This window comes from Laedolimicola ammoniilytica (genome assembly GCF_025567165.1).
GTDB lineage: Bacteria > Bacillota > Clostridia > Lachnospirales > Lachnospiraceae > Laedolimicola > Laedolimicola ammoniilytica.
The window spans coordinates 1-22,515 of sequence record NZ_JAOQKC010000021.1 but is presented as its reverse complement, the minus strand read 5'-3'; the positions used below and the strand labels follow the sequence as shown (position 1 = coordinate 22,515).

The 22,515-nt window shown below is 43.4% G+C and carries 29 protein-coding genes; 12 read left to right on the top strand and 17 right to left on the bottom strand.

Annotated features, from left to right (window positions below; translation table 11 throughout):
- Window positions 1–9 precede the first annotated feature (9 nt).
- The 12 genes from OCV63_RS13535 to OCV63_RS13480 all read right to left on the bottom strand — a co-directional run bounded on the left by OCV63_RS13535 (window position 10) and on the right by OCV63_RS13480 (window position 8,767).
- On the bottom strand, window positions 10–1,266 hold the full coding sequence (locus OCV63_RS13535; protein WP_158364692.1) for a Glu/Leu/Phe/Val family dehydrogenase: 1,257 nt from the start codon (window positions 1,264–1,266) through the stop codon (window positions 10–12).
- Between the two features lie 228 nt (window positions 1,267–1,494).
- Window positions 1,495–2,217: an HAD family hydrolase gene (locus OCV63_RS13530; RefSeq protein WP_158364690.1), complete on the bottom strand. Its 723-nt coding sequence runs from the start codon at window positions 2,215–2,217 to the stop codon at window positions 1,495–1,497.
- Between the two features lie 190 nt (window positions 2,218–2,407).
- Entirely contained in the window at window positions 2,408–2,617 is a 210-nt protein-coding gene (locus tag OCV63_RS13525) for a recombinase family protein (RefSeq protein WP_158364739.1), read from the bottom strand.
- A gap of 165 nt (window positions 2,618–2,782) precedes the next feature.
- Window positions 2,783–3,208, bottom strand: a complete 426-nt coding sequence (locus OCV63_RS13520; protein ID WP_158364688.1) for a hypothetical protein — start codon at window positions 3,206–3,208, stop codon at window positions 2,783–2,785.
- Window positions 3,209–3,288: 80 nt separating this feature from the next.
- Window positions 3,289–4,221: a calcium/sodium antiporter gene (locus OCV63_RS13515; protein ID WP_158364686.1), complete on the bottom strand. Its 933-nt coding sequence runs from the start codon at window positions 4,219–4,221 to the stop codon at window positions 3,289–3,291.
- A 106-nt stretch (window positions 4,222–4,327) separates the two neighbouring features.
- On the bottom strand, window positions 4,328–4,696 hold the full coding sequence (locus OCV63_RS13510) for a DUF1538 family protein (protein ID WP_158364684.1): 369 nt from the start codon (window positions 4,694–4,696) through the stop codon (window positions 4,328–4,330).
- Between the two features lie 81 nt (window positions 4,697–4,777).
- On the bottom strand, window positions 4,778–5,284 hold the full coding sequence (gene bilS, locus OCV63_RS13505; protein WP_158364682.1) for a flavodoxin family protein BilS: 507 nt from the start codon (window positions 5,282–5,284) through the stop codon (window positions 4,778–4,780).
- Between the two features lie 72 nt (window positions 5,285–5,356).
- Window positions 5,357–5,779 carry an N-acetyltransferase gene (locus OCV63_RS13500; protein ID WP_158364680.1) on the bottom strand — a complete coding sequence of 141 codons (423 nt, stop codon included), beginning with the start codon at window positions 5,777–5,779 and terminating at the stop codon, window positions 5,357–5,359.
- A 66-nt stretch (window positions 5,780–5,845) separates the two neighbouring features.
- Window positions 5,846–6,316: a GNAT family N-acetyltransferase gene (locus OCV63_RS13495; RefSeq protein ID WP_158364678.1), complete on the bottom strand. Its 471-nt coding sequence runs from the start codon at window positions 6,314–6,316 to the stop codon at window positions 5,846–5,848.
- Window positions 6,317–6,365: 49 nt separating this feature from the next.
- Complete coding sequence (locus OCV63_RS13490) at window positions 6,366–6,983, bottom strand: flavodoxin family protein (protein WP_158364676.1); 618 nt, start codon at window positions 6,981–6,983, stop codon at window positions 6,366–6,368.
- Between the two features lie 55 nt (window positions 6,984–7,038).
- Window positions 7,039–8,340 carry an MATE family efflux transporter gene (locus OCV63_RS13485; protein WP_158364674.1) on the bottom strand — a complete coding sequence of 434 codons (1,302 nt, stop codon included), beginning with the start codon at window positions 8,338–8,340 and terminating at the stop codon, window positions 7,039–7,041.
- Window positions 8,333–8,767 (bottom strand): MarR family winged helix-turn-helix transcriptional regulator, encoded by a 435-nt coding sequence (locus OCV63_RS13480; RefSeq protein ID WP_158364672.1) that lies wholly within the window; start codon window positions 8,765–8,767, stop codon window positions 8,333–8,335. The genes OCV63_RS13485 and OCV63_RS13480 overlap by 8 nt, the downstream gene beginning before the upstream one ends.
- A gap of 376 nt (window positions 8,768–9,143) precedes the next feature.
- On the opposite strand from OCV63_RS13480, the gene OCV63_RS13475 reads away from it, so the two are divergent.
- The 4 genes from OCV63_RS13475 (at window position 9,144) to OCV63_RS13460 (ending at window position 12,401) form a co-directional block, all read left to right on the top strand.
- Complete coding sequence (locus tag OCV63_RS13475; RefSeq protein WP_158364670.1) at window positions 9,144–9,380, top strand: DUF6061 family protein; 237 nt, start codon at window positions 9,144–9,146, stop codon at window positions 9,378–9,380.
- 464 nt (window positions 9,381–9,844) lie between these two features.
- Window positions 9,845–10,519 carry a response regulator transcription factor gene (locus OCV63_RS13470; protein ID WP_158364668.1) on the top strand — a complete coding sequence of 225 codons (675 nt, stop codon included), beginning with the start codon at window positions 9,845–9,847 and terminating at the stop codon, window positions 10,517–10,519.
- Window positions 10,507–11,829, top strand: coding sequence for a HAMP domain-containing sensor histidine kinase (locus OCV63_RS13465; protein ID WP_055156874.1), 1,323 nt, complete (start codon window positions 10,507–10,509; stop codon window positions 11,827–11,829). The genes OCV63_RS13470 and OCV63_RS13465 overlap by 13 nt, the downstream gene beginning before the upstream one ends.
- Before the next feature lie 56 nt (window positions 11,830–11,885).
- Window positions 11,886–12,401: an immunoglobulin-like domain-containing protein gene (locus tag OCV63_RS13460; protein ID WP_008400157.1), complete on the top strand. Its 516-nt coding sequence runs from the start codon at window positions 11,886–11,888 to the stop codon at window positions 12,399–12,401.
- Between the two features lie 377 nt (window positions 12,402–12,778).
- On the opposite strand, the gene OCV63_RS13455 is transcribed toward OCV63_RS13460, so the two are convergent.
- From OCV63_RS13455 to OCV63_RS13440, 4 genes are all read right to left on the bottom strand, one after another.
- Window positions 12,779–13,525 carry a DUF6040 family protein gene (locus OCV63_RS13455; RefSeq protein ID WP_158364737.1) on the bottom strand — a complete coding sequence of 249 codons (747 nt, stop codon included), beginning with the start codon at window positions 13,523–13,525 and terminating at the stop codon, window positions 12,779–12,781.
- A complete protein-coding gene (locus OCV63_RS13450) occupies window positions 13,464–15,185 on the bottom strand; it encodes a MobA/MobL family protein (RefSeq protein ID WP_158364666.1) in 1,722 nt (573 codons plus the stop codon). Before OCV63_RS13450 ends, OCV63_RS13455 begins: the two co-directional genes overlap by 62 nt.
- A 327-nt stretch (window positions 15,186–15,512) precedes the next feature.
- Window positions 15,513–15,827 (bottom strand): hypothetical protein, encoded by a 315-nt coding sequence (locus OCV63_RS13445; RefSeq protein WP_005337289.1) that lies wholly within the window; start codon window positions 15,825–15,827, stop codon window positions 15,513–15,515.
- A 140-nt stretch (window positions 15,828–15,967) separates the two neighbouring features.
- Window positions 15,968–16,198: a helix-turn-helix domain-containing protein gene (locus OCV63_RS13440; RefSeq protein ID WP_004843519.1), complete on the bottom strand. Its 231-nt coding sequence runs from the start codon at window positions 16,196–16,198 to the stop codon at window positions 15,968–15,970.
- Between the two features lie 171 nt (window positions 16,199–16,369).
- On the opposite strand from OCV63_RS13440, the gene OCV63_RS13435 reads away from it, so the two are divergent.
- Together OCV63_RS13435 and OCV63_RS13430 are read left to right on the top strand one after the other, a co-directional pair.
- On the top strand, window positions 16,370–16,999 hold the full coding sequence (locus OCV63_RS13435) for a helix-turn-helix domain-containing protein (protein WP_008402208.1): 630 nt from the start codon (window positions 16,370–16,372) through the stop codon (window positions 16,997–16,999).
- 86 nt (window positions 17,000–17,085) lie between these two features.
- The gene (locus OCV63_RS13430; RefSeq protein WP_008400148.1) at window positions 17,086–18,381 is read left to right on the top strand and encodes a tyrosine-type recombinase/integrase; all 1,296 of its coding nucleotides are present in this window, start codon (window positions 17,086–17,088) and stop codon (window positions 18,379–18,381) included.
- A 222-nt stretch (window positions 18,382–18,603) separates the two neighbouring features.
- On the opposite strand, the gene OCV63_RS13425 is transcribed toward OCV63_RS13430, so the two are convergent.
- Complete coding sequence (locus OCV63_RS13425) at window positions 18,604–19,410, bottom strand: helix-turn-helix domain-containing protein (RefSeq protein ID WP_009296084.1); 807 nt, start codon at window positions 19,408–19,410, stop codon at window positions 18,604–18,606.
- Between the two features lie 483 nt (window positions 19,411–19,893).
- On the opposite strand from OCV63_RS13425, the gene OCV63_RS13420 reads away from it, so the two are divergent.
- From OCV63_RS13420 to mobQ, 6 genes are all read left to right on the top strand, one after another.
- Window positions 19,894–20,082, top strand: coding sequence for a hypothetical protein (locus OCV63_RS13420; protein ID WP_118593902.1), 189 nt, complete (start codon window positions 19,894–19,896; stop codon window positions 20,080–20,082).
- The gene (locus tag OCV63_RS13415) at window positions 20,079–20,420 is read left to right on the top strand and encodes a DeoR family transcriptional regulator (protein WP_118593901.1); all 342 of its coding nucleotides are present in this window, start codon (window positions 20,079–20,081) and stop codon (window positions 20,418–20,420) included. Before OCV63_RS13420 ends, OCV63_RS13415 begins: the two co-directional genes overlap by 4 nt.
- Window positions 20,413–20,709 carry a DUF3847 domain-containing protein gene (locus OCV63_RS13410; RefSeq protein WP_118440873.1) on the top strand — a complete coding sequence of 99 codons (297 nt, stop codon included), beginning with the start codon at window positions 20,413–20,415 and terminating at the stop codon, window positions 20,707–20,709. The genes OCV63_RS13415 and OCV63_RS13410 overlap by 8 nt, the downstream gene beginning before the upstream one ends.
- A 311-nt stretch (window positions 20,710–21,020) precedes the next feature.
- Window positions 21,021–21,275 carry a CPCC family cysteine-rich protein gene (locus OCV63_RS13405; RefSeq protein ID WP_006575072.1) on the top strand — a complete coding sequence of 85 codons (255 nt, stop codon included), beginning with the start codon at window positions 21,021–21,023 and terminating at the stop codon, window positions 21,273–21,275.
- Window positions 21,276–21,296: 21 nt separating this feature from the next.
- Window positions 21,297–21,701, top strand: a complete 405-nt coding sequence (locus tag OCV63_RS13400; protein ID WP_002594806.1) for a hypothetical protein — start codon at window positions 21,297–21,299, stop codon at window positions 21,699–21,701.
- Between the two features lie 182 nt (window positions 21,702–21,883).
- The coding region (mobQ, locus tag OCV63_RS13395) for a MobQ family relaxase (RefSeq protein ID WP_158364664.1) at window positions 21,884–22,515 on the top strand (632 nt) is incomplete at its 3' end.

The following is a 22,515-nucleotide window of genomic DNA, read 5'->3' as shown; positions in this document are numbered from 1 at the left end:
TGCGGTAATCTACGGCCAGATCGCCCTTGCTTTCTTGGCCTTTACTACACGGTCCACCGCGATCAGGTATGCGCCTGTACGCAGGGGAACCTTCTTTTCCTGTGCAATATTGTATACAGCATCGAAGGAGTTGTTCATAATACGTTCCAGCTTCGCGTTGACCTCTTCCTCGGTCCAGCTTACAGACTGGATATTCTGTACCCACTCAAAATAAGATACCACCACGCCGCCGGCGTTGGACAGGATGTCCGGTACGATGACCACGCCCTTGTCGTTCAGAATCGGGTCTGCCTCTGCGGCGGTGGGGCCGTTGGCCGCCTCCACGATAAGCTTTGCCCGGATCTTGTCCGCGTTGGAACCGTTGATCTGATTCTCCAGGGCCGCCGGTACCAGCACGGTGACGGGCAGTTCCAGCAGTTCCTCATTGGTAATGCGGCTCATGCCGTCCTCTTCATAGCCGGACAGCAGGTTCCTGCGATCCTTACCCAGATAAGCCAGAATAGCCGGGATATCCAGGCCATCCTTCTTGTAGACGCCGCCGGATACGTCGCTGACCGCAACTACTTTCATGCCTTCCTGGTGGAGCAGCTTGGCGGTGATGCTTCCCACGTTGCCCATACCCTGTACGGCCACGTCGGTGCCCTTCATCTCCATGCCCAGCTTCTTCATGATATTTCTTGTGGTGAACATGACGCCGCGTCCGGTGGCTTCATTCCGTCCCAGCGCTCCGCCCAGCTCGATGGGCTTGCCGGTGACGACGCCGTGTACGCAGTGTCCCTTCAGCATACTGTAAGTATCCATCATCCAACCCATGACCGCCGCGTTCGTTCCCACATCCGGAGCCGGAATATCCTGTTCCGGTCCAATCAGGGGCATGATGGCCGCCGTAAATCTTCTGGTGATGGCCCGAAGCTCCCGCTCGGAAAGCTCATGGGGATCGCAGATCACGCCGCCCTTGCCACCGCCGTAAGGAATATTGACCACCGCGCATTTGAAGGTCATCCATGCCGCCAGAGCCTTGACCTCGTCGTTATTTACTGCCGGATGGAACCGGATACCGCCCTTGGCCGGTCCCCGGGATGTGGAATGCTGCACACGGTAGCCCTCGAATACCCGGATGCTTCCGTCGTCCATCTCCACCGGAACCGATACCTTCAGCTCGCGCTCCGGATACTTCAGCGGCTCGATATCGCTCTCGCTGTAGCCCAGGATCTGTGCCGCCTCGTCCATGACCTTCAGTACGTTTTCATATGGGTTGTATGCCATACTCTCTTCCTCCTATTTTACATTTATTTTTGCATTTTGCATTAAATTGTTTTACTTTACGCTCGTTTTTTATATATTTATTATAAAATAGAAGGAGTGGTATTATCAAATACCTATATTTATATAATTATTATAACTTGTAAACTATGCCATTCTATGCCATCCATATCGCTGTATGTCCTTATTCTCCGTATCGTTCTATACAGCATTACTTAGTTTACTTCGGATTTAAAATTCCTGCAAGCGGATTTTCGACGGATTTTCCAGCAACGCAATTAAATCCTGTTCAGAACGGACCTCATAATCCGGCTCTGCTTCCCCCGTGGCCTGACGCCCTCTGTGATTAAACCAGACGGCCTTCCAGCCCGCGCCCCTGGCTCCCAGGATGTCATGCCCGTAGGCGTCCCCTACAAAGCAAATCTCCTCAGGCTTCAGCCCCAGCTTGTCCTGAGCCGCCGCGAAAATCTCTTTATGGGGCTTTCCAATCCCCAGATCCCCGGATATCCAGATCCGTTCCATGGGAATCCACCGCTCCAGACCCAGCGCGCGTACCTTGTCCCGCTGGTGCTCCGACGGTCCGTTGGTGATGATTCCAAGAGTCGTTTTCTTCGACAGCTTTTCCAGCAGCCCTTCCATCTCCCCGGTCATACGGATGTTATGCTGATGCTTCTCATACACACTCTGAAACTGCAGCGCCGTAGCCCCGTCGATGATTTTCCCGTAATCCCGGAACGCATTTCCCAGGCGGTAAATATACATCTCCTCCATGGAAATCTCCCCGCTTAAAGAGCGGTCATAGATCCGATCGCTATACTTCCTGCTGGCCAGGAACGCCCCCTCCAGATCCATCTCCTCCCCCGGGAAAAACTCCCGAAAGGCCTCCTTAAACGGGATGGATAAGTCGTATAACGTATCGTCGATGTCAAATAAAATTGCCTTGATCCTATGCATTTTTTTCTCCTCCGCTTACTTCTGCACTGATTATACTCTATCCGCCGGTGGAGGGCAACCGGGAACAGAAGTGTGTACCTGCACAAAATACGGAGCGCCGGTCCCGTCAGGGGCGCTGCGCTCCGTATTTTATACGCTCTTATTTTGTTTTTCTTCCGACGCCGCTGTCTGCCAGCCTCCGCTTTAGCTGTCAGTCCTGCGCTTTTTCAGCAGCAGAGCCAGGGCGGTCCCCGCTCTTCAGCCTGTGAACCAGCCTTTTGTACTGCGGGCGGTCAAAATCCTTGCCGGACTGCTTGTCCATATAGATATTGCGTTTGGGGGCGGCCGCCCGCTCCATCGCCAGCCGCTGTCGTTCCTCGTTCTGGCCCATCGTTGAAACCCGGATATAGCCATAATCCATTGTATCTTCCTCCTTATAACAGCATCCTGCATCTTGCATAAACATAAAAGCCCGGCAGCTCCATTTTCAGGCGCTGCCGGGCTTGTGATTCATGCTATTTTGCAGACTGTTTTCAGGCACATTCTCGCGCCGAGGCGCGGTTGCTTCAGCAACCATCTACCACTTTTAATAGCCCCAAGTCATCAGCTTCCACTCTCCGCCATCCGAGCGGGCCAGCCACCATTCCCAGCCAGTGTATTCCGTGTCCGCATTCCAGGCTCCGCCGCCTTTCTTGGGTGAATGGAACTCGCTGGTAAAGGCAATGCATTCGGTGAAGGTTTCCTGCATGTCATCGGGCGCTCGCAGGTCATTCATCCAGGTGATATTGTCCGCATTGCATTCCTCGTCGGAGATATAGGAAATACGGTGCAGCTCGCAGCCCTTCCAGGTGGCAAATGTCGTCTCTATCAGTCTGATGGCTGCGTCCATGTCCTGGGTGGTATAAAGTCTGGAATCGCCGTAATCAATGGTTACGTCTGCCATATTTTTTCCACAGCCTGCCAAGCTCAATACGCATATGAGCCATACTGAAAATTTGCAAATCTTTTTCATGGATGTTCCCTCCCCGTCGGTTTTATTTATCCTTATTTTAACATTCTTTTTCCATCCATTTATTAATTTCCAATTAAGATTTACATAACGCACAAATAGGCGAAATATGCCGCGTAGCACAGGAGCATTACGATGCCGCAGGGCTTTCTCAATTCCCGGTTCCGGAATGTTCCCAGCCACAGCACCACGCCTGCCCCGATGGCGATTACCGTATCTGCGATAAATTTACGTTCAAAGGGTACGGGACAGATCAGAGCGGCCGTTCCGATTACAAAAAGAATATTAAAAATATTACTGCCGACGATATTGCCGATGGCGATTCCGGCATTTCCACGTCTCGCTGCCGTCACAGACGTCACCAGCTCCGGAAGAGACGTTCCCAGGGCGACAATGGTTAGACCGATAAACCGCTCGCTCATTCCGAAGTAACGGGCAATGGCAGAGGCTCCGCTGACTGCGAAATCGCTGCCCTTCACAACCAGAATTCCGCCAAGCACCATCAAAAGCAGGCATTTCCATACGGGAAAGTCCTTCACTGTTCCCTCTTCCCCGGCATTCTCTTTTCTGGCCATCACGAAAAGATAGCCCAGATATGCCAGAAAAAAGATCCAGAAAATCACGCCCTCCATAAAGATAATCCGGCCTCCTGTCATTCCGAATCCCAGCAGGAGCGTCGTAACCGCAAGCATGAAGGGAATCTCATAATGAAGCGTAGAACGCTGGATCGTCACATTGGTGATTACCGCCGTGATTCCCAGTATAATCAGAATGTTTAAAATATTACTGCCGACCACATTTCCCACCGTGATACCTGCGTTTTGCTGCATGGCCGCCGTGACGCTCACCGCCGCCTCCGGCATACTGGTTCCCATGGCCACAATCGTAAGCCCAATCACCAGCTGCGGAATTCCCAGCTTTTTCGCGATACACGCCGCTCCTTCCACGAACCAGTCCGCTCCCTTCACCAGGAACAAAAAACCTGCCAGTAAAATCATAACCTGCCACAACATCATTCGTACCTCTCTTTCTTTGGTTTCTGTCACAGCAGGAGAAATGGATAAAAAAAGAGACTCCTACTGCAGCTACAGTAAAAGTCTCGCTATTCCATCACTTTCCGAGTTATCTGTTATAACTGTCCTGACGAAGAAGTGAACCGAACTCTGTCGGCAAGCTACTCCCTTTTATCGACTCTATTCTAGCAAAAAGTACCCAAAAGCGCAATCCCTTTTTTAGATACCGGCAACTGAATCGACGGGCAGGGATCCGCAAAATCAGGTTGTTTGCTCCATTCGGCGTCATGGCCATCTCTGCGCCAAGCTGGAAAAAGCCCATTCCAACGATCAGCATGACAGCCCCCGTAAGGAACATCCCTACGCTGCCCAGCTCCATGGGGATCAGAAAAATACTGATCATCAGAACAATTCCGGTAATAGGAAGAACAGCAGAAAGTGATTCCCTGATTTTTAACCAGATTATACCATACAGCATAGCTTTATGTAAACCAAAAGCAGACAACTTAAATCTAAAAAGATTATAAAAACGCACCCCCTGAACAGGGGGTGCGAAAGTCTAGCCTTCTGTAACTATATTTCTGAGTTTTTCCAAATCATCCGCATCCGGATGGGAGAGAGCCCGGTCAAAATTTTCGATCAGCGCGTCAACGTTGGCCGGATGCTCCGGCTGCTCTTTCATTTTCTCATAGCGTTCCCGTACAGACAGCGGCATTTTGCCCTGACACATATACTCGCCAATCACTCGGTTGCTGGCGTCAATCGACTTTCTCACATTCGCAAGGATATTCTGATAATACGCCTCGCTCCCGCCAAAACCCGCTGTTCCGAACAGGAAAATCTTTTTGTTCCTCAATTTTCCCAGAAGTTCTAAGGTGTTTTGATCCGCGTTTCCTTTGTCCGTCCAGAAGCCCACATAGATCACTTCCGAGAGCAGCTCTTCCGCCTTACCCACACCGAAATACTCACAGTCCTCCTTCGGCAGCGCCTCATGAATCGTATCGGCAAGCAGCTTTGTATTGCCTGTCAGGCTGCTGAATACAATCGAATAATTCTCTTTTTTCATTCCTTTTTCATCCTCTTTTCTTTACTTCCGGTCTGTATGGTAACCATTTTCTCTGCCTTACGAATCTACATTTTAACTACTCCACTCCATTACATATTCTTTTTCGCCGGTGAATTCATCCAGTTGTTCACGCTGAACCGTGAACCCTTCTCTTTGGTAGAAAGACATTGCCCTGACATTTTTCTGATATACGTTTAACTGTAATCTGCCTTTTTTATCCTTGATATAATCCAACAACGCTTTGCCTATCCCATGGGACTGCATTTTGCCGGAAACAAAAATACCTTCTATGTATTCCTCTTGTACACCTACAAAGCCTTGAATTATTTTATTCTCTTCATACACATAAACCTCTGCCTGTGGCAGCATTTTCTTCACGGCTTCATAATTACCGGTCCAGTATGGTTCAGGAATAAAATTATGTGCTTCCAGCTTCGTCTTTAACCATAGGTCAGCAACCTTATTTATATCTCCATTCTGCAGCTTTCTAATCACATCGATTATTCTCCATCAGATCTGATTCTGGTACAATTCGACATAAAATTCAACCGTTCGCCCGGCTCATAGAATATATTCCATCTGCCGTTCCTTTGTTTTCATGCCCATCTTTTCATAAAAACGCTCTGCCGAAGTATTTCCTGCCCAGACGTTCAAAGTTACTTCATAGCAACCCAGTTTTTTTGCCTGCTGCTTCACATATTCAAACAGGCCTTCCCCAATGTGCTGCCCCCGTGCCTGCCTGTCAACACAAAGGTCATCGATAAACAGTGATTTAAAGGGCACCATATTGTTGGAAAAGGGCTGCTCCTTAAGTTGGCAGAAAGCATAGCCTATACACAAATCATCCTCATTTACGGCAACGTAGATAGGGGTATCCTCCTGCTTCAATAGCTCTTCCAGCTCGCAGGAGGTATATTTGGTGGTGCCGGATATAAAAATATCCGGACGGATCTCTGCATGGATCTGTAATACCTGTCCCAGCAACGTAAGAATTCTTGGAATATCCTTTTTCTCTGCCTTACGAATTTTCATTTTAACTCTTTCCCTCCATTACTGAGAATTTATCAATTTCAATTTCATCCTATCGAATGAAATGTGTAGCTACCTGTTCCTCTTTTTCCGGCAGACCAAACATTTCTTTACCCAACGCAATACTCTTCATCAGAAACGCCATATTCCTTGCGAGTACACGCATGGTCTGTTTTCCCTCTTCATCCATCTCTGCCTCTCCCTGCGCCAGCCCATGGATAGAATTCCAGTATTGACTGGATGCAATCGGCATATTCGATATGGTAAAGTATTTATTCAATTCATCAAATGTTGCAGAACATCCGCCACGTCTCGCACATACAACGCTTGCTCCGACCTTCATAGTCTTGTCAAAATGTGAACTGTAAAACAGCCTGTCCAGAACTGCAATCAATGTTGCATTTGCCGAAGCATAGTACACCGGGCTGGCAATCACAAGTCCATCTGCCGCTTTGAATGCAGACGCCAGTTCATTGACAACATCATCAAAAACACATTTACCCAATTCACTGCATCGTCCGCAGGCAATGCATCCTCTGACATCCATATGACCGACACGGATACATTCTGTTTCTACCCCTTCTGTTTCAAATACCTTTCGCATTTCTTCAAGCGCTATGGAAGTGTTTCCATCTTTTCGTGGACTTCCATTAATCATTAAAACTTTCATTTTTGACCTCTTTTCTTCCTATGCATTTTACAATTCCCAGTATAACAACTGGAAGTTATCGATTTCTTTGTGCGCTGTATCTAACGGACAGCACAATGCTTACTGATGCGGTAATGACCTTTGCAAATACGGTGCTCCACCAAATCATGATTTGACCGCCAAACACCGGCGGCAGCATCAGCATCAACACCAGCATGATGATGGGTTCGATAAATGTCAGAACATAGGACAGCACACTTTTTTCGGTTGCGTAGAAAGCCGCCGTGGAAACTCGTGTGATGGCGTCAAACGGAACCGACACAAGGAAGATCGGCATGACCTTTATGACCCCTGCGTTTACCTCGGCAGATGAACCGAACAGTAGTCCAATCTTTCCACGGAGCAGGTAAATCAGAATCGCACTGATTACCGCCAAAACCAGGGAAAATTCATACGCCAGCGTTTTGGTTTGTTTGAGCGATTTTTCTTCGCCTGCTCCGCAGAACTGACTCATGAGCGGCTGGCTACCATCACCGACACCCTGCAAAAGAAGATAAACAATGCAGATGATATAGGAGATACAGGCATAGGTGGCGATAGCCTCCTGTCCGCCATAAGAAACCGAAAATCGGTTGATGATCACAAGAGAGATATTTGGGGCAAAGGTCAAGCCAAATGGAGCAAGTCCGATTTTTAATATCTGAAATGCCGTTTTCGGGGTATCAACAGGTGCGATTTTCAGAGTGAGGTTCTTTTTGATGGCGCAATACACGAGTGCAACCGCCATGGTAACTCCCTGCCCAATAATGGTCGCCAATGCCGCACCGTACATGCCCCGTCTAAGAACCCACACAAAAGTATAGTCAAGAGCAACATTGGTAGCAAAGCCGCAGATCATAGCGATCATTGCCCACAAAGAACCGCCGTAATTACGCATAAACGGAACCAGTCCGGTGCCGAACACCTGTAAAATCGCTCCAAGGGCAATTACCTTGATATACTCTTTTCCCAGAGTAAGCAACTCGCCCGATGCACCAAGGTCAGAAAGGATTTTCTCTGAAGTGAAGAAAACGGTGACAGTCAGGACAGCGCTGAAAAGAAGCATCAGCCATGTTGCACCGGCAACGAACTCCCGTGCTTTTTTCTCATTTCCTGCTGCTTTCAGAATGGAGTATTTGACTGAACCACCCATTCCGATTCCTGTCCCTACGGATTGCAGGACCGCCGTGATGGGATATGCAATGTTGATTGCGGAAAGTCCGGCATCCCCGATTGAGTTGCCTACAAAGAAACCGTCAACGATGGCATACACCCCGGAAAGCGCAAAAGATAACACGGACGGAATCACATACTGAAAGAAAGTCCGCTTGTTATTCATTGCCCAGACCTCCGCTCAGCTCTCTTTCAAAGAGAAGATTGAACAGGTCAAGAATTTCACACATGGCTTGGAGCCGTTCGTTCCCGATTGTTCTATAAACCTTCTCCTCGGCTTTTCGTAAAGGCGCAATCATTCTGTGGGCGTATACCTGTCCGCTTTCAGTCAAGACGATCCGCTTCTCACGTTTATCGCCCTCGCTGGCCTCCAACAGTAAATAGCCCTTCTTTTGAAGTGCGCTCACGACCGTATGAACCGTCTGTTTTTGCATACCGAAATTCTCTGCGATCTGCTTTTGCGTCAGTTCTCCCATGGATTCCAGCGCATACAGCACCATCATTTTCGGGTATCCGACGCCAAGTACCGAAGCTGCTTTTGTATATAGAGCAGTGCTTTTCGCCCACGCAACGTTAAAATGATTGTTTTCCATAAGTCCCCCACTTACAAATAGTATTTGTAAATATTATTATCGTATATTGTAAGGACTATTGTCAAGGGCGTATGGAGCAACAAATTCCAGTTGATATTTCACTTATTTTAGGAAATTTAATAACTGTTATAGTTGATTATCAAATTCCTCACAAACCCTTGAAAATACTAAGTTTGTAGCAAGTGAACTTTCCCTTACTCTTTCCCTTGTATTATATTCTCTCATTGGTTTTCATGAACCTTAATATGGGAAAAATTAAGGGAAAGAAAAATTCGTACATAGTATAACATATAACAATAACGACATGGTGAACTGAATGAAATGTTTTCGATATTTAACTCTGTAAATGATTATTAAAAAATGGAGATAAGATACAATGAGAACAATTTATGCAGAATACAACATAAACCACGATAGTATTGATGTTTACACAAGTGCCGGATATATGATTCGCATTAATTGTTGGGAAGCTGAAAAAAATTTAAAAACCACATATGGATCAGAATGTGCGCTTACTTCATTGGCTGTGGATGAGCCTTTGGAATATGCAAGATTATATCTTGATGGCAATTTACAGATGTGGGTGGATGCAGAAGATTCACTTGAATTATAGGCAATTTAAACAAAAGTTTATATCTGATTTTCGATTATCCATATGAACACTTTACTTTCAAGCATTTTGAGAAATATAGAAAAACGCTAATTTTACCACTAATAAATGAGCCTTGATATGACACTAAAAACAATATGGGAGATAGCACAATATCTGTGTATCTCCCGTTTTTCATTTTTGTAATATAATTACTTCACTCTAATTTTTATATTTTCTTATTTTTCAATAATCATAGGACTTATTTCTAAATCTGCCATAGACTGCTTTGTTTGGTATGGCTTTCGGGATATGATTACACACATCATAGTGTGGATAGTAATAGAGCATAAAACATGTAGAGTAAGGTTGCTACAACTCATATTGCCATATATAATAACTAATGACATCGAAAATTAAAGAAATTGATTAGAAATAGATTTTTGTTTGATAATCTTAAATCAGATATTCACAATGGAGGCATATTTATGGCGCAGAGTATTTTAATTGTAGACGATGAAAAAGAAATTGTATCAATGCTGTATTGCTATTTCAGCAAACTTGGATATACGGTATATACTGCAACAGCAGGAAATGCTGCATTAAAAGAAGTAGAAAAAAAACCTGACATTATTTTGTTAGATGTCAATATGCCAGATATAGATGGATTTACTGTTTGCGAAAGGATACGGGATTATGTTTCATGCCCTATAATTTTTTTAACAGCACGCATTGAAGATAGTGATAAAATAAAAGGATTTTCTATTGGCGCAGACGACTATGTAATAAAACCATTTTCTGTTGATGAATTAGAAGCTCGCATTGCAGCACATCTTCGCAGAGAAAAAAGACACAATATATCTTCAAAGGTGCAATTTGATGAAGATATGGTTATAGATTATTCCTCACGTATTGTGTTTTATCATAATAAGGATATGGCTTTTACCAAAAAGGAATTTGATATAATATCTTTCCTTTTGCAAAACAAAGGAATTGTTTTTGACCGGGAAACTATTTATGAAAAAGTTTGGGGATTAGACGGCATTGGTGATAATACAGTTGTTACAGAACATATCAGACGTATTAGGGCAAAATTTTTATCTTTAGGCGATAGACCTTACATTGAAACTGTTTGGGGGTGCGGATATAGATGGAAAAATTAAAGAGAAGCAGATTGTTCAATCGGTTAAATAGCATGAGTATTAGAATGACCTTTGTTCTTTATGCTTTGTTTTCGTTGTTGATTGGAATAATTATTTGTATACTTTTAATTTCAATGGTTGACAGATACAGAATAAATTTAAACTATAAGTATGAAAATCTGTCAACGAGGTATGATATACCGGAAAATGGCTCATTTACCGCCACTTATAGTAATGACCAAACAAAATACACAATATTTGACACGAAAGGAAACGAGATATGCAAGTTCAATGTTGATTATCAAAAAGAACGCCCAGTACACGAATATGTCTATCCGAACCATGTTTCATATATCGAAGTTTTACCTAATTTTACAAACCGGGATAGGCTTATTGACAGTGCTTTAGGTTCATTAAATATTGCAATTATTCCTATCGTATTATCTATTAGTATGATATGTTGTGTAACATTTTTTTATAAAAAAAAATTATCGAAACCTATTAAGCTATTAACTAATGCGTATCATAAAATTGAAGCAAATGACTTAGATTTTACGTTATCATATCCATTAAATGATGAAATGGGGAAACTTTGTCATGCCTTTGAAAAAATGAAAGACTGTTTGTCGAAAAATAATGAAACTATGTTTCGACAATTTGCTGAACAGCGCCGTCTAAATGCTGCTTTTTCGCATGACTTACGCACTCCTTTGACTTTACTAAAGGGTCATGCTACTATGCTGCTTTCCTTTATTCCCAAAGGCTTAGTATCACAACAAGAAATATTAGATGAAATATCAGTAATGTCAAAAAATATTTCACGTCTTGAAAAATATGTAAATGCTATGACGAACTTATACAGGTTAGAGGATATTGATATTCCACGACAACAGATTACATTTCATTCACTTATTGATAATTTTAATAACACAGCAGAAGCACTTTGTTATGACAAACATTTTTCAATTACTACAAGCGGTAATAATATAACCTTGTTTATCAATTTAGATACAGTCATGCAGATTTATGAAAACTTACTCTCTAATAGTATTAGATACGCAAAAAGTGATATTGCTATTAGCGTAGTAATAGAGAATGATAATTTAGTTATATCTGTTTCAGACGATGGTTGCGGGTTTAAAAATATTGATATTGAAAAGGCGACATTACCATTTTATAAATCATCGAAAGATATAGCTACTGAACATTTGGGGTTAGGGCTGAATATTAGTAAGATTTTAAGTGAAAGACATGGCGGAAATATCCAAATTGCTAATAATAAAGCAGGGGGAGCATGTGTTACAGTGAAAATAAATTGCAATGAAAGTTGATTGAAAATAGACATTTTATTGCTATTATAAATTTAAAAGAAAGGAGATAAGGACAAATGAAAAAAATAATATGTATGTTTCTAACCTTATTGTTATTGGTGTGTATTGTTGGGTGTAGTCAAGCAAAGGACAGTGATAATCATGTAGTACAAGATTATTCCGAAGAATATGAGGTTTCTCCTTATGGAAGTGAAGAAGCGCTTGACACTTTGGGCGATTTGAAGATTTCAATGAGTACAGAAAAGGATTTAGACTTAAAGCACCTTTCATTTCTAATAGAAAATACTTCTGATAAAGAATACCAATATTCACCAGATTATTTTGAAATAGAAGCTGAACAATCCGGCACTTGGTATCAACTTAAACAGCTTGATGACCCCTCAAAGAGCAATGAAAAGGATTGCTTTATTAAGCCTAACGAACGATTAACATTAGAAATTGATGTTAAAAGTTTTTATGGAGAATTGCCTGCTGGACACTATCGTTTGATTAAACAATTTGCGTTCTTTGAAAGTGAAAGAGATTGGGATTACGATACATATAATTTATCTTGCGAATTTACGATAAGGTAAAAATTCTCTACTTCATAAGCATGAAAAAAAACCGCTTATGAAGTAGAAAGTTCTCATGCCATTTTAACGGCGGTTTTGAAATAACAATCAAAACCGCCGTTTTCTTTTGTAAAAATGAGAATACGGAGGGTGTGTTAAAGTCGCCCTTTTTCAAGGATACGGTGGTATCAAGGAGGTATTGCCATGTCCTTTTTTATGTACCATGTGGAGCATATTTATGTCTAGGAAGAAATACAGTAAAGCATTCAAACTAAGGCTTTTAAAAAAGCATAATGAAACAGGCATATCCTACTAGAAATTGGAAAAGGATAATATAATAGCAGGGGACGATGTGTGTTTTTATCCCATGCTTTTATACGTTTTTTATCATATTTTGATCAATATAGCTTGGTATTTAACTGATTTTTCAAATAACATCTAAGTCCAACATATACTCCTTGCGAAAGTACAAAAAGCAATAGAAGATTTACTGACAGTGTTTTTTTGATGGATTCTCCAAAATAAATGATGACAGCAGCACTTGTCAGTATCATCAGTAGAGTAATAAAATCCCAACAGTTTTTCTTATATAATTCTATAACCTTTATTTCTATCAGTATCACCAGTATCCCTGTTCCTGCTACGCATATTCCGACAACCAATATCAGCAATAACCAATATATGATTCCGGCTATAAACGCATTTGGAATTTTGGTACTAATCTGTGCCGCAGAATGTCCGGCAGCAATCGTCCGTCCGATAAAAGTTTGTATGAATGACGCTGCATCATGGAAGAATGATTTACAATCGGAAAGGAACACATCTGACTGTACTGCCTGAAAAAGAGTGGTTGTCAGCGAATACCATGCAAGAAGGAACAAGGTTGTTTGGAATATTACCGTTTTTGCTTTATACTGTCCTGCAAGTCGCTCTTTTTGTGTTTCGTATTTCGCTTTTTCATTCTGATAGGCTGTCCGGTCACAGGCTTCACATTTTTCATAGAGCACCGGCTTTTCTACCGGTATCTCTACGATTTTCTGATGTGTCCGGGCATAATCCCGTTGTTGTGTTAAGCATCGTATTTTATCTTGACATTCCCCTATCGTGACGTTTGCGCTTCGCAGCTTCTCTTTCTCGATCTGCAATGCTCTGTCTGCCAGCTTCAAGTCGTTCTTTAATGCTTGAATATTCCCGGCTCTGTTCTCTTTGTTTAATTTCTCGTTCAAGGTCAGAGATTCGCTGAGCTGCGTCTTCAGTTCCACGATAAGCTGGTCTTTCTGTTCCAGTTCTTCTTGTATCTCCTCGGTCAAGAGCAGAAGTTCTTCCAACTGTTCGGCGTTCTTTGATTCTCTGGATTCGTTCATCTATATCACGTCCTTTCCTTATTTGCTGTTCCAGTTCAGCAATTCGGTGTTCTGTTTCAGCAATAAACTGTTTTCGCTGTTCAGATTCTGTGCCAATTTCTGCCATTGCTGATTTTCGTTTTCCAAAAGTTCTATCTTCGTTTTCTGTTCTTCCATCTTGGAAAGCAGTTCCTCGGTATTTGGCAAAATGTTGAGCAGCTCGGATAACTCGCTGTTTAATTTTTGCAATTTCTGATTCTGTTCCTGCATAAGAGAGAGTTGGGTGTCCCGGTTCTGCATTTCCAGAATCATTTCTGTCATTAAGGTCTGCTGTTCTTCGATTTGCCCAATCATGGACTCCATTAAGGGTATAATTTCCCGGCTTTCTTCTAATGTCATTTAATCGCTCCTTCCATAATGATAATGCACCCGATACTTTTCCAAAGGTGTCCAGTATCTTTTGCAATAACGTGTTTTGTTGTTTTATGATTTGATTTTCCGCTACTTTCCACGAACCTTTTATTTCCTGCCCGACAAGAAACTTTTGTTCAATCTTTCTTGCGTCAGCACCTTCATGGATGGTAGGAATCTGGAGTTTTCCCTGTTTTTCATAAGAACGGTGATCGACCTGATTATGCAAAGAAAGATGTTCATTACACACCTTTGCCCACTCACTCCGCCATAGTTCACAATTTTTTGGATTGTTCCATCCAGTAGCATCGGTCAGCACCCGTTTCCATTGCAGGCGGTTTCTTGCACCAATCTTCTGAATTCCGTTTTCGTCTAATACAGGGATACGGATTCCATGATGGTCAGGGTTTTTCTTATCCTGCCACCAGTTCGGATGGGATTCATCAATCACGATATTTCCGTTTTTATCTCTGACAAAATCCCAATCCTTGACTTCTTTCTTTCCCCAAGAATGATCCGGGTTAAAAGGACGCATAGTCAGAAGCAGATGGACATGGGGGTTGCCATCCCCTTTATCGTGGATACTCCAATCAGCGCACATTCCTCTATCTACAAAAGTTTTTTGGATATAGTCAGTTGTATATTGAATTTGTTCCTGTCTGTTCCATTCTTTGGGAAGGGCAAATTCAAATGACCTGCCAAATTGGGCATCCGCACTTTTTTCAATCTTCAATACCTCATTCCATAACCTCTGTTTCTGAAATGTGATTTTAAATTTTTCTAAAGCAGCTTCTTTATCTGCTGACTTTTTGTATCGGACAGATTTCTGAAAGCGTTTTATATTTTCCTCTGGTACTATCTGCCATTCAGGAGGTGCGTTTTCGCACATCATCAGACTGGTGTAGACCACTTCTTTTTTAGAAGTGTAATAACTGATTCGCCCGGTTTCCTTATTTTTCATCACATCCCCATTGAGATATGCGGAAGCGGAGATAACAGATTTCCCTTTACTACGTCCGACTATTTTGACTGTGTAATGAAAAATCGCCATGTCTGGATGCCTCCTTTCTGCACATCCGGCATAGATTTCCGGCAACATTGCTTTCGGTTTTAGGAAAAGCAGCATTGCCGGAACGCCCTCTGCGTAAGAGTGCCCTGCGCATAGCAGCCTGCATGGAATGCGCCCCTCTGGCGAAGAGTGCCTCCTGCGGCATGAGCAGGTCTGGCTGAAAGCCCCGCCGACGGAACGAGCCCGGCAAGCGTGAGCGCAGACCGGTTGCCACTTGTGGCAAACTTATTGGGACGACCTCTGGTTGTCCATAAGTGCGCCCTTCATAAAAAAGCAATGAAGGGAATGAAAACCTCATCCCCTCCGCCATTACACTTCCTCCATATCGGTATTTGTTTCTTTCTGCATTGCCTTTGAGAAAAATTTCCCGTTGGCTTCCTGCTTTTTCAGAAAACCAATCAGCTTTGGGATGTCTTCTTCCTCAATAGGCGAACCAAGAACGGATTCCACCGCACCGCCAACCTGACAGAGCCTATGGGTTCGTTTTTTACTTTCTTCGGCTTTCTTTCGCTTCAGAAGTTCTTTCTTCTGTGCTGCATATCTTTTCGCCTTTTCAAGGCTTTCCTGCTCTTTCTTTTCCATTTCAAGCATTCGTTCTTCATAACTTTTTGTTGATTTTGCCATTATTACATTCTCCTTTCTCTTGCAAACATAAGTTCTTGGTTGCGTATCAGAAGAAGCACATGGTATAATCTTCTTGCGTGTAGGTATATCATGGCTTCGGTCTGATAGAACCTTTGGCGGTTTCTTTGGAAGCCGCCTTTTTAATTTGCCGCAGTTCTTGTTACGGCTTTTACATTTCCTCTATCCCTCAAATCACGACCTTCATTCGCTTCCATAAACATTTCCAGAATATCGGTTTTAATCAGGACTTTGCGACCAACCTTTAATACTGGAAGTTTCTTCCATTCTACAAGCTGTCTTAAGGTGTTTCTGCCGATTCCCGTATAGTCAGCAGCTTCTTCGATGGATAATGCAATTTTTCTTTGCGTCATATAATCACCTCCTTATAAATTGCATTATGCAATTCTTGTGATGTAAGTATATCCTTTTCATATCTTTTTGTCAAGCGTTACGAAATATTAAAAGCAAATATTATATTGCATATTGCAATTTTGGAAAAACAATGCTATAATTCATACATACCGAAAAAGGAGGCAGTCAGCATGAAAGATAAAGAACTACGCAAGCTGATAGGCAGCAGAGTAAAACAGCGCCGTCTGGAATTGAATCTGACACAGCCTTATGTCGCAGAAAAGATGGGGGTTACCGCTTCTACAATCCTGCGTTATGAGAATGGTTCGATTGACAATACGAAAAAAATGGTGCTGGAAGGTCTTTCGGAAGCACTCCATGTATCTGTGGAATGGCTCAAAGGGGAAACAGATGAATATGAAACCGACATTACGGATAAGAGAGAGTTACAGATTCGTGATGCGATGGGAGATATTCTGGAACAGTTACCGCTTGCCCTTACCAAAGAAGAAGATGCTTTTTCAAAAGATTTATTACTGCTGATGTTAAAACAATATGGTCTGTTTTTGGATTCCTTTCAGTTCGCCTGCAAAAACTTCAAGGGGAATGCTGGTCAGACGGATATTGCCAAAACAATAGGGTTTGAATCGAATGATGAATATAATGAGATTATGTTCTTAAGGGAAATCACTCCTACCATCAATGCTTTTAATGAGATGGCAGACGTTGTAAGGCTCTATTCCAAGAAACCAAAAACAGCAGAACAAAGGCTTGCAAATCTTTTATCAGAAGTCTTATACGAAGATTCCGAATCGGTATAGTAAGACAACCGGAGTTATGATATACTTACACGCACGAAGCATTTCATCAGTTCCGATTGTCTAATATCGAAAGGAGACATACGATTATGGCAAAAGGATCTGTAAGAAAAAAAGGAAAGAAATGGTACTACCGCTTCTATGTAGAGGACGCAAGCGGCAATCTTGTTCAGAAAGAATGCGTTGGAACAGAAAGCAAAAGTGAAACTGAAAAGCTGCTCCGTCAGGCAATGGATGATTATGAGAAAAAGAAATTTGTTGCCAAAGCGGAAAATCTCACAGTCGGACAACTTCTGGATGTGTGGGCAGAGGAGGAATTAAAAACAGGTACGCTCAGCAATGGTACTGTGGAGAATTACCTCGGAACAATCCGAAATATTAAGAAACATCCGCTGGCAGAACGGAAATTAAAAAATGTAACCTCTGAGCATTTGCAATCTTTCTTTGATTTGCTTTCCTTCGGGGGAGTTCATCCCGATGGAAAAGAGAGAAAGGGTTACAGCAAAGATTACATCCATTCTTTTTCCGCAGTCATGCAGCAGTCTTTCCGCTTTGCAGTATTTCCAAAACAGTATATTACGTTCAATCCCATGCAGTATATTAAACTGCGGTATCAGACGGACGAAGTTGATTTGTTTTCGGATGAGGACATGGACGGAAATATCCAACCAATTTCACGAGAAGATTATGAAAGACTGCTTGCGTATCTTCAAAAAAAGAACCCAGCCGCAATACTTCCAATCCAGATAGCCTATTATGCCGGGCTTCGTATTGGAGAAGCCTGTGGTTTGGCATGGCAGGACGTAAATCTGGAAGAACAATGCCTTACCATAAGACGCAGCATCCGATATGATGGCTCAAAGCGCAAATATATCATCGGACCAACCAAGCGGAAAAAAGTGAGGATTGTTGATTTTGGAGATACGCTGGTAGAGATTTTCCGCAATGCCCGGAAAGAGCAGTTAAAAAATCGAATGCAGTACGGAGAACTTTATCACACGAACTACTACAAAGAGGTCAAAGAGAAAAACAGAGTGTACTACGAATATTACTGCTTAGACAGAACAGAGGAAGTCCCGGCAGATTATAAAGAAATTTCTTTCGTCTGCTTAAGACCGGATGGTTGTCTGGAACTTCCGACTACTTTGGGGACGGTATGCAGAAAGGTGGCAAAAACATTAGAGGGATTTGAAGGCTTTCATTTCCACCAGTTACGTCACACCTATACAAGCAACCTTTTGGCAAATGGAGCTGCTCCAAAAGATGTGCAGGAATTATTAGGACACTCAGATGTAAGTACCACAATGAATGTCTATGCTCACTCCACAAGAGATGCGAAACGAAAATCGGTTCGGCTTCTTGATAAAGTGGTAGGCAATGATTAAAAAAAATTCCCTTATTTCCCTTGTGATTATCTCATAAGGGCAAAAATAAGGGAAACTACATATCATTTCACTAATGGACAGGCAGGAAAGCCTATAAAATGGGGAAAGTTAGAGGAATAATTATATAAATTCCAGTTTGTCGTGCTAAAAATTCAACTGAATAATCCCAGCAAAAACCGCTGCTACATGGAAGCCAACAAACCATGCAACAGCGGTTTTTCTTTATCGTTTTTTCCTCTGGCTGATAGGCGTTCCCATTTTCTTTGATTTTTTGAGAATCCGAATCAGCCAGCGAAATTCTTCATCTGACAGATTTTTATAGTTGATACCAAGCTGCTTACAGTAAAGGACAACCAGCTTTTCATCACGGCTGCCCTTGAAATTTTCAACCGCTTCCAGATTTTCTTTCAGTTCATCGGCAACGGTGGTCTGGGGTGCACTCTCGCTGTCCTTTTTGTGAGCTTCCCGAATATCCCGGATAATCAGGTTGAGGTCATCCAGAACCATGTGGCTGAAATATTCATCATCGCTGATATGGGCGGCTTGCAACACTTTCAAATGGGGGTCATCTTCGCCGGGGCGATACCGTTCAATGATTTCATGCCGGACGGTATCGACAAGGGCGTTGAGGTTCTGAATCTGCATGGTGGCAATCCCATCCACATAAATCTCAATGTCCGCAAGAAACTTGATAAAATCTTTATGTGTGGCAAGCTCACAGAGCAGGCGGTTGTTAATCCGACCGCTTTTCAAAAGTGCCACCATCTCATCATTCAAATGCAGCTCTGTTAGTGGCGTGTTGATCTGCTCTCGGTTCTCTGTCCGGCACAGCAGATAATCAACGGAAACCCCATAGAAGTCTGCCAGCGTGATAAGGTTGCCATGATTGATTTCCTTAAAATCCTCTTTTTCATAACTTCCGAGAGCAGATTTGGAAATACCCGTCAGCTTTGATAGTTCTTCCAGATTTAAGCCTTTGTCCTTGCGGAGTTCCCAAAGGCGTTCCTGTATGCTTGTTGCTCCTTTCATGGGCGCACACTCCTTTCCGGCGGTTTCATTGCTGTCGCTTAACTGGATTATATCACACTTTCCGCAATCGTGGAAATTTCCGCTTTTTATCCTTAATTCCTACTTTGTGGACATACGGCACAGGGCACAAAAATGTTCTATGATACAGGTAGTTCATCGATGGATTATTCCAATCGAATGACCAGCCTGTGTGGGATATGCTTCCCCGGCGATGTAGCGCCATGACTTTTGGCAGGGATGTGGAGGAACCCTGACCGAAACGAGCGTACCAACGGGAGCGATACGCCGCTGTGAGATTCAGGGGAGGAACGACACCGGGGAGAACTGGCGAACTGACACCGAAATGATACCGAAACACGACAATTTAATAGGGGGATAGTCTACCCTATCGCTGATACTTCGGGAGATTTTAAGCGGCTCTATGGCTGTAATTTTGCCGAAAATCGCCCCGAAACCATACACTAAAACGGGAGGAAACGCAATATGCCGAGAATGAGCAAAAAGAGGAAGCAGGAGCTTTCTTTTTACCTCAATGACCGGGGGCGTGTCACTTACAACGAATTATGCCGGAAATGCCAGCATGAGTGCAGGCAGAGCTTCCGGGCGGTTGTGATTGACTGCCCCCGTTATTTATCCAAACGAGCAAAGAAAAAGGAGGAACACACCGAATGAATTTTGAATTTATGACGATAGACACACCACTGCCGCCCTGTATGCCATTTCCCAGAGCATTGACAGGATTTCCAGTCAGCAGCACCGCAAAGGTCATGTACTGCCGGATGTTGGACGCTATGCTCTCCAAAGGGCAGGAGGACGAGAACGGAATCCTGTTTGTCTGCTTCCCTGTCACAGACATTGCCGCAGTCCTGTCCCGCAGCTCTATGACGGTCAAGCGTTCTTTGAATGAACTGGAAACAGCCGGACTTATCATGCGGGTGCGTCAGGGCGTTGGAGAACCAAACAGGATTTATGTGCTGATACCGAGAAAGGAGGACGCTGCCCTTGCCTGATACCTCAAAGCTGGAAAAGCTCAACCGGGAGTTGGAAAAGAGTGAAAAGAAACTGCGGAAAGCCCTCAATGATGAAAAGGCATTGCAGCACCAGCTAAAGCAGCTTACCCGAAAGGAACGAACGCACCGGCTCTGTACTCGTGGCGGTATGCTGGAAAGTTTTCTGCAAGAGCCGGAACGCCTGACAGATGATGATGTTATGCTGTTGTTGAAACTCATTTTTCACAGGCAGGACACGCAGGAACTATTGAAGAAACTGCTGGAACGGGAGAAGCCGGAAACCCCTTAGTTTACTAAGGGCGCAATTATACACCACCCAAAGGTTGGTGCATTGCGTTCTCCGAAGGCTCCTCGCCGGAGGGCTGTGATTTTCCGCAGTCAAGGTCTGCTCCAAATCATACAGGGGACGCTACGCTTCCCCTGCGCTGGCTGCCGCCAGCTACCCTTTTGTGGACTTGCCATCTGGGGACACCTTGCGCTGTAAGCTGTTCCCAGCCGACAAGTTTCATAAAATATGCTATCTTTTCGATAATCGATGAAGTATAATAAAGTCAGAAATAAATCAGGAATTTGAGGTCAAGGCTTAAACGGGAGGTTTATATGAAAAAATACCAATGTCCTTGCTGCGGATATTTTACCTATAATGTTCCGGCAAATGAAGATTGTGGGTATATCTGTCCCGTTTGTTTTTGGGAGAATGACCCGTTCATTGCTTCTGATAACGAACCAAGTGACTCTAATCATGGAATAACGCTAAAAGAAGCGAAATCCAATTTCTCAAAATTTGGTGCTTGTGAAAAAGAAATGTTATGTTATGTCCGACCACCAAGAGATGATGAAAAAGAAATTTCATAGTAGTGTGTAAAGGAGAATCAAATGAAGCATAAAAAGTTTTTGTTAATTGCACTGATATGTTTAATCGGTATAGGTATTAGCTTTCTTTTGTTTTCTGCTCATAGACCATTCAAAGATTTAGAGGCAGCAGATATTACTTCGGCAAGTGTTCGGTTATCGCCACCTGATACAACAATTCAGATAGTAGAAACAGAGGAATTAGTATCATATCTCAATGAGGTAGTTATTTACAATAAGGACAACTCATATACAGAATATGCCGGACAAGCAGTTATTTTCACTCTGTCTTTGGCAGATGGTTCTCAAGTGGAGATTATAGCATACAATCCATTTATTATAATTGACGGTATTGGTTATAAATGCAAATATGAACCTTGTGAAGCTCTTAATCATTATGCTAATGAGCTAATGACAAGAGAACCATAATTTTTAAGTGTACCATCTACCCATCGGGTCAACTTGTCCCGAACTTTTACAACTAAATATCCGCCGCCCTCACAGCGGCACACCGAGCAGGAAATCTGAAAAAGGTCTCCTGCTTTTTTTCTGCCAAAATGAGGTGGTAAAACGCCACCCCATCCACCAATTACCGAAAGGAGGGACACGAAATGCCCTGCCCACACAACGAAATCACGATTGTTCAGCGCAGCCAGCGACAGTCTGCGGTTGCCGCCGCTGCTTACCAAAGCGGCGAAAAGCTGTTCTGTGAATACGACCAGCAAGTGAAGCACTACCCGGAAAAGCGTGGTATTGTCCACAATGAAATTCTGCTCCCGGCAAACGCCCCACGGTCGTATGCAGACCGCAATACCTTATGGAACGCCGCCGAAGCGGTGGAAAAGCAATGGAACTCCCAGCTTGCAAGGCGGTGGGTGCTTACCATCCCAAGAGAGATACCACCCGACCAGTATGCTGTCCTTGTCCGGGAATTTTGTGAGCAGCAGTTTGTTTCCAAAGGCATGATTGCTGATTTTGCAATCCATGACCCCCATCCGCCGGGACACAATCCCCACGCCCATGTCATGCTCACTATGAGGGCAATGGACGAACATGGAAAATGGCTTCCCAAGAGCCGCAAGGTTTATGACCTTGACGAAAACGGGGAACGGATAAAACTTCCGTCCGGCAGATGGAAAAGCCACAAGGAGGATACGGTGGATTGGAACGACCAGAAGTATTGCGAAATCTGGCGGCATGAATGGGAGGTCATCCAGAACCGCTATCTGGAAGCCAATGACCG

What these genes read in the sequence shown, in the direction of transcription:
- OCV63_RS13535 (WP_158364692.1), bottom strand. Translation starts at nt 1,266, where the DNA reads ATGGCATACAACCCATATGAAAACGTACTGAAGGTCATGGACGAGGCG.
- OCV63_RS13530 (WP_158364690.1), bottom strand. Translation starts at nt 2,217, where the DNA reads ATGCATAGGATCAAGGCAATTTTATTTGACATCGACGATACGTTATAC.
- OCV63_RS13525 (WP_158364739.1), bottom strand. Translation starts at nt 2,617, where the DNA reads ATGGATTATGGCTATATCCGGGTTTCAACGATGGGCCAGAACGAGGAA.
- OCV63_RS13520 (WP_158364688.1), bottom strand. Translation starts at nt 3,208, where the DNA reads ATGAAAAAGATTTGCAAATTTTCAGTATGGCTCATATGCGTATTGAGC.
- OCV63_RS13515 (WP_158364686.1), bottom strand. Translation starts at nt 4,221, where the DNA reads ATGATGTTGTGGCAGGTTATGATTTTACTGGCAGGTTTTTTGTTCCTG.
- OCV63_RS13510 (WP_158364684.1), bottom strand. Translation starts at nt 4,696, where the DNA reads ATGCTGTATGGTATAATCTGGTTAAAAATCAGGGAATCACTTTCTGCT.
- bilS (WP_158364682.1), bottom strand. Translation starts at nt 5,284, where the DNA reads ATGAAAAAAGAGAATTATTCGATTGTATTCAGCAGCCTGACAGGCAAT.
- OCV63_RS13495 (WP_158364678.1), bottom strand. Translation starts at nt 6,316, where the DNA reads ATGAAAATTCGTAAGGCAGAGAAAAAGGATATTCCAAGAATTCTTACG.
- OCV63_RS13490 (WP_158364676.1), bottom strand. Translation starts at nt 6,983, where the DNA reads ATGAAAGTTTTAATGATTAATGGAAGTCCACGAAAAGATGGAAACACT.
- OCV63_RS13485 (WP_158364674.1), bottom strand. Translation starts at nt 8,340, where the DNA reads ATGAATAACAAGCGGACTTTCTTTCAGTATGTGATTCCGTCCGTGTTA.
- OCV63_RS13480 (WP_158364672.1), bottom strand. Translation starts at nt 8,767, where the DNA reads ATGGAAAACAATCATTTTAACGTTGCGTGGGCGAAAAGCACTGCTCTA.
- OCV63_RS13475 (WP_158364670.1), top strand. Translation starts at nt 9,144, where the DNA reads ATGAGAACAATTTATGCAGAATACAACATAAACCACGATAGTATTGAT.
- OCV63_RS13470 (WP_158364668.1), top strand. Translation starts at nt 9,845, where the DNA reads ATGGCGCAGAGTATTTTAATTGTAGACGATGAAAAAGAAATTGTATCA.
- OCV63_RS13465 (WP_055156874.1), top strand. Translation starts at nt 10,507, where the DNA reads ATGGAAAAATTAAAGAGAAGCAGATTGTTCAATCGGTTAAATAGCATG.
- OCV63_RS13460 (WP_008400157.1), top strand. Translation starts at nt 11,886, where the DNA reads ATGAAAAAAATAATATGTATGTTTCTAACCTTATTGTTATTGGTGTGT.
- OCV63_RS13450 (WP_158364666.1), bottom strand. Translation starts at nt 15,185, where the DNA reads ATGGCGATTTTTCATTACACAGTCAAAATAGTCGGACGTAGTAAAGGG.
- OCV63_RS13445 (WP_005337289.1), bottom strand. Translation starts at nt 15,827, where the DNA reads ATGGCAAAATCAACAAAAAGTTATGAAGAACGAATGCTTGAAATGGAA.
- OCV63_RS13440 (WP_004843519.1), bottom strand. Translation starts at nt 16,198, where the DNA reads ATGACGCAAAGAAAAATTGCATTATCCATCGAAGAAGCTGCTGACTAT.
- OCV63_RS13435 (WP_008402208.1), top strand. Translation starts at nt 16,370, where the DNA reads ATGAAAGATAAAGAACTACGCAAGCTGATAGGCAGCAGAGTAAAACAG.
- OCV63_RS13430 (WP_008400148.1), top strand. Translation starts at nt 17,086, where the DNA reads ATGGCAAAAGGATCTGTAAGAAAAAAAGGAAAGAAATGGTACTACCGC.
- OCV63_RS13425 (WP_009296084.1), bottom strand. Translation starts at nt 19,410, where the DNA reads ATGAAAGGAGCAACAAGCATACAGGAACGCCTTTGGGAACTCCGCAAG.
- OCV63_RS13420 (WP_118593902.1), top strand. Translation starts at nt 19,894, where the DNA reads ATGCCGAGAATGAGCAAAAAGAGGAAGCAGGAGCTTTCTTTTTACCTC.
- OCV63_RS13415 (WP_118593901.1), top strand. Translation starts at nt 20,079, where the DNA reads ATGAATTTTGAATTTATGACGATAGACACACCACTGCCGCCCTGTATG.
- OCV63_RS13405 (WP_006575072.1), top strand. Translation starts at nt 21,021, where the DNA reads ATGAAAAAATACCAATGTCCTTGCTGCGGATATTTTACCTATAATGTT.
- OCV63_RS13400 (WP_002594806.1), top strand. Translation starts at nt 21,297, where the DNA reads ATGAAGCATAAAAAGTTTTTGTTAATTGCACTGATATGTTTAATCGGT.